Source organism: Thermogutta sp. (genome assembly GCF_039793925.1).
Lineage (GTDB): Bacteria > Planctomycetota > Planctomycetia > Pirellulales > Thermoguttaceae > Thermogutta.
Window position 1 is genome coordinate 1 of sequence record NZ_JBAMME010000231.1, and the last position, 5628, is coordinate 5628.

Below are 5628 nucleotides of genomic sequence, written 5' to 3' on the forward strand. Positions count from 1 at the left end.
GCGGGGGTGGAATTCCCGTCCGCAGACGATGCAGAAGTAAGTATTGACAGCCATTGCAGTCTCCTTCAAAATCACTTCGAGCAGGACGCGCTTTTGGAAAGAGTGGGATATGGGACTCGGCACGAGCCGTAGCCGGTCACCTGCCACAGGTGAAGGGTACCGTCGAATCCGCCTGAAACAGCGTAGCGCCCATCAGGAGAAAAAACAACAGACCTCACTGATCCGTGGTGCCCTTTCAAGGCGCGTATTTCTCTGCCCGCAGGAACTTGCCAGAGACGCAGTCCACTTTCCCCCGCCGACAGAGCATAACGTCCATCCGGCGAAAAGGCGACTGCGTTGACACCCAAATCAAGGCCTTTGAAAACCTTTGCCTCTCCGCTTTCCACATCCCACAAGCGCAGCGGTTTTGGATCGTTGAAATACGGATTATCACTGCCGCTCAAGACGTAACGCCCGTCGGGCGAGAAAGCCACGGCGTACACGCGCCAGGTATTCAGATCGAAGCGCTTCTGTTCGCTGCCAGTAGCCGCGTCCCAGATGCGCACGCTGCCATCCCAACTGCTGGTGGCAACGAAACGCCCATCTGCCGAAAAAACAGCCGAACTGACCCAATCGGTATGCCCCACAAAAGACTTTAAATGCTTTCCAGTTCTGACTTCCCACAGGCGTGCTTCTTTATCTCCCCCAGCAGTCAGCAGATAGCGCCCATCGGGCGAGAAAATCACCGAAGCGACCAGCCAGTGATGCGGCCAGAATGTGCGGATAGCGCTACTTTCGGAGGCGCGCCACATTCGGACCGTTTGATCTTGCCCTCCTGCAGAAGCGATCCAGTATCCGTTCGGTGAAAATGCAACCGCCGTAACGCCGCTGGTATGCCCCCTGAACTGGCGTCTCTGCTTTCCCGTCTTCGTATTCCACAGCCGGACGGCGGTATCCTGACTGCCCGAAGCGATGTAACGGCCGTCCGGCGAAAAGGCGACCGCGTTCACCCAGCCCGTGTGCCCCTCGAAGCGGCGCACCTCGCGCCCGATGGGCCGGTTCGGGTCGCGATGCGCCCGCGCCAGCGCCTCGTCCCGCACGCCGCGCTTTTGCAGGATCTCCTCCACCTCCTCCACATATCCCTGCTCCAGATACACCCAGCCCAACAGCCGCCAGTACTCTGGATTGCTTCCGTGTGTGGATTCCAACTGCTGCATCTGCGTCAGAAACTCGCTGCCCGGCAACTCTGCTTTGTGCCAGCGGTAATACCCGTAGTTGAAATTCGCCTCCAGGTGGGCGGGGTCGGCCTGCAGCGCCTCCTGCCAGTAGCGCACCGCTTCCGCCTCCCGCCCCAGGTCCAGCATACTGACGGCGTAGTTGTTCAAACTGTCGGCGCGCAACTCCAACGGGTTTGGCTTTTCGCGCGGGCAGGGTTCGCCTGTCTCTTGCTGGTACATTTCCATATATCCTGTCTTTGTGTCACAATCCAGCGGTTACAGGGTCGCGGTTACACCAGCCCGCGAATCGCCCGCGCGGCGCGGTGCAAGGTGGCTTTGGCCGCCGGGGCATCCGCGAATAACGCATCCACCGTTTCGGCTTCCAGTTCCATTGCTCGCGCCGGGTTGAATTGACGGGCATACTCCAGCAGGGCGCGGCGCTGCTGCTCGGCCTCCCGCTGTGCCAGAGCCAGGTCCTGCTCCCGCAGGCGGGCAAAGTCCAACACCTGTGCGGCGCGGCGGAACTCCAGCACGCGCTCCATCACCGGCACCACCAGGCCGGGCATCTCTTCGAACTGCTGCGCCTCCACAAATCGCACGGTGACGGTGTTCAACGTCCCGCCCAGGGTGTGTCCGATGGGGGACTGGTAGCGTATCCGCCCGCTGACGCTGACCCGTTCGCCGGGGCGATGGGCGTACAACGTCAGGCGCAGGGGGATTTCCAGGCGCAGGCCCGGCAACAGGTCGCCGACGCGCACGCGGACGACCTGGTTGACCTGTTCGGTGGGGTAGAGGGAGGTGAGCGAAACCAGCGCGGCGCCTGTGGGCAGGTCAAACTCCAGTTCCACCTGGCGCGCGGCCAGCATAGCGGTGCTGCCCAGTTCCTGCATCAGCGCGGCCGGAATCTGGTCGGGTTGCTGGATGTGGTAGAAGCGTCCGCCGCCCTGGTTGGCAATCTCCACCATCAGTGCCTCGTTATAGTCCAGACCGACGCCCAGGGTGGAGACGATGATGCCTTTTTGCCGCGCCCGAGTGGCGCGCCCGGCGACTTTTTCCAGGTCGGTCTCGCCGACGTTGGCCTGTCCATCGCTGAGCAGGAGCACCAGGGTCGTTGGTTGGCTGGCCTGGTGTGCCAGTTGGATGCCCTGCTCCAGGCCGCCGTCCAGAGCGGTCATATTGCCTGTGTCCAATTCGGAGAGCAGACTCTCCACTTGCTGGCGCGTGCGGGCGTCGAAGGTGGTCGGCTGGATGATGGTTTTGACCTCGCTCTCGAAGGTCACGAGGGAGAAGGTATCGCCGTCTTGCAGGTAGTAGAGCGCCTGACGCAGCGCTTCTTTGGCGTATGCGATTTTTCCGGAGGCGTCCATCGAGCCGGAGACATCCAGCACAGGGACAAAATGCAGCGGGGGGCGCTTGGTTTCGCGAGGGGCGGCGTGTTCGGGCGGGACCTCCTGCGGGGCGCGCAGCGTGACCAGCAGGTAGCGGTCCACGTTGCGGCCGGGCGGGGCATGCACCTGGTCGAGTTCCAGTTGCACGTCCAGGTACGAACCGCCGCTCAGGGCGGGCGAGGTCTGCTCAAAGGTGAGTTCCCCCCCGCAGCGCGAACACTGCTTCACGCCCGCGGGTTCATCCTGAAGCAGTCCGCAATACAGACAACGCATCAAACGAGCCATGGTAACCTCCTTACAGGTTGCAGGTTGCGGAATGAATTCCGCGTTACGACTATGACGAAGCAGGATTCTTCGTCCCTTGGATTAGCCTTTCTGGTGATACCCACATCTTGGTTTGGCCTGATTCGGCGGGGGCTCAAGCCCCGCCTCATGGCGTGAAAGTCGGCTGGAAGCCGACTCCGAGTCCGCTTGAGCGGACTTTTATGCACTGAGCAGGCGGCTTCAGCCCGGCGATTCGTGATCTGGGTAATCATCAGAGCCTCTCTCTTGCCATCTTCTCCAGTTCACGGCGCACGCCTTCGGGGCGCAGCCAGCCGTAGCCGCGATAGCCCAATTCAGTGAGCAATTTTTGAAAGTCCTCCTCCGTCCACTGCGGCGCGCCAACCCGCGAGAGACCATCCGGACCGTAGGGGGTGTGCAGGGTGAGGAAGATATCCAGATAGGGCCGCGCCCCCTCGTCCCAGTCGGCGGGGTCGGGGAAGTCGTAGTCCCAGTCGAGGGCCCACAGGCAGATAGTTCCGTCTTCCCCTCCTGAAGCAGCATAGTGTCCATCCAGCGAAAAAGCAACAGCGTGCACTCTCCTAGAGTGTACTTTCAGACAGCATATCTCTTGCATACTTGTTATTTCCCATAACCGCACAGTCTTATCCCAACTTCCCGATAGGATATAGCCTCCATTTGGGGAGAAGACAACTGAATCTACCCCATCCATATGCCCATCTAAACGACATTTTTCATGCCCTGTAGCAATCTCCCATAATCGCACAGTTCTGTCAGCACTTCCTGACAGAACATACTGACCATCTGGCGAAAAGACAACAGAAAGAACTGCATCTGTATGCCCCTCAAAGCAACGAACCCTTTCTTTGCTTTCAATGTCCCATAGACAGATACTCTTATCGGCACTTCCTGACAAAGCATAACGACCATCCGGCGAAAAAGCAACAGCGAGCACGTCCCAAGCGTGGTCAAAGCGGCATATTTTTTGCCCGCTCAAATCCCATAGCCACATAGTCCAATCTGCACCTCCCGATAGAGCGTAGTGCCCGTTTGGCGAAAGGGCAATTGAGTAAACATGGCTAGTATCTCCCAAGAATCTGCGTACCTCTTGGCCGCTTGTTACATTCCATAGCCGTATAGTACCGTCCTTGCTTCCTGATAGAATATAACGTCCGTCCAACGAAAAAACAACAGATTCCACATCAAGGGTATGCCCTTTGAGACTACATACTTCTTGTCCTGTTGCCACTTTCAAAATGTGTATACTCTTATCTCCACCCCCCGAAATGATGTGACGGCCATCTGGTGAAAACGCAAGAGAGTAAACTATATTGGTATTCTTGATGCTCAAGGCAAGCCAACTATCCCGTAACCCACATCGCCTTCCACCTCGTTCCCCGCAGCGCATCACCCAGTCCAATACTTCGCGCTTTCTCTCACAACCGGGTAGTGCCTGTGCCTGACGAAGTAAAACGCAAGCTCGTTGGAAGAGGCCTTGTGCCTGTGCCTCATATGCCTGTCGCATCAAATCAGCATATCGCTCTTCTTCTCGGATGATCTGGGCGCTATTATGGGTAAGTGACAAGGTCGGAAAAGGGTGTGTAATGTTCCGGAATGGCAAATAACATATTTTCCATAACCGTACTGTTCCATCCGAGCTTCCTGAGATGGCATACTGTCCATCAGGTGCGAAGGCTATAGATAGAACATATCCATTATGTCCCTCAAACAGGCGCACTTCTCGTCTACTTGCTACTTCCCACAGCCGTATAGTTCCGTCCAAACTGCCCGATAAAATATAGAGCATATCTCTCGAAAAGGTGGTAGACATAACGCCCCAAATGTGTCCTGTGAATCTATACACTTCTTGCCCATTTGCCATATCCCATAGCCGGATGGTATTCTCAAACCCTCCAGACAAAGCATAACGTCCATCTGGTGAAAAGGAAACAGACCATACCATATCAGTATGTGAGAAGCACCGGATCTCCAGTCCGCTCTCTATCTCCCAAAGTCGCATAGTGTTATCTCGTCCTCCTGACAGGATATACTGACCGTCTGGTGAAAAGGAGAGCGCAAGCACACTGTTTATATGCCTATTAAAATGGTGTATATCTTGTCCGGTCATTACATTCCATAGCCGAATGGTCTTGTCGTCACCCCCTGATATTGCGTAATGTCCATCCGGTGAAAAGGCGACGGAAAATACCCGAGCAAAATGGCCCACAAAGCGATGTAATTCTCGACCAGCGATGGAATCCCACAGTCGCACAGTCTTATCTCCACTTCCCGATAGAATGTACTGCCCGTCCGGCGAAAAAGCGACAGAGGTAACATCGTCGGTATGCCCCTCAAAGCAACGTATTTCCTGTCCCGTTTCCACGTCCCACAGCCGCACGGTGCCATCCCGACTTCCCGACACTACATACTGCCCGTCCGGCGAAAAAGCAACAGAGGTAACACAGTTGGTATGCCCCTCAAAACAGCGTATCTCTCGCCCAACAGGTCGGTTCGGGTCGCGATGCGCCCGTTCCAGCGCCTCATCCTGCACGCCGCGCTTCTGCAATATCTCCTCCACCTCATCCACATATCCCTGCTCCAGGTACACCCAACCTAACAGCCGCCAGTACTCTGGATTGCTCCGATGGCTGCTCTCCAACTGCTGCATCTGCTTCAGAAATTCGCTGCCCAGCAACTCTGCTTTGTGCCAGCGGTAATACCCGTAGTTGAAATTCGCCTCCAGGTGGGCGGGGTCGGCCTGC

At 57.0% G+C, this 5628-nt stretch carries 3 protein-coding genes; all 3 read right to left on the reverse strand.

The window, feature by feature from the left end; all coding sequences use genetic code 11:
* Positions 1 to 71: 71 nt before the first annotated feature.
* A complete protein-coding gene (locus ABJK56_RS10205) occupies positions 72 to 1436 on the reverse strand; it encodes a hypothetical protein (protein ID WP_347244565.1) in 1365 nt (454 codons plus the stop codon).
* A 50-nt stretch (positions 1437 to 1486) separates the two neighbouring features.
* A complete protein-coding gene (locus ABJK56_RS10210; RefSeq protein WP_347244566.1) occupies positions 1487 to 2869 on the reverse strand; it encodes a VWA domain-containing protein in 1383 nt (460 codons plus the stop codon).
* Between the two features lie 250 nt (positions 2870 to 3119).
* Positions 3120 to 5628: WD40 repeat domain-containing protein (locus tag ABJK56_RS10215; RefSeq protein ID WP_347244567.1), on the reverse strand; the 2509-nt coding region annotated here is incomplete at its 5' end.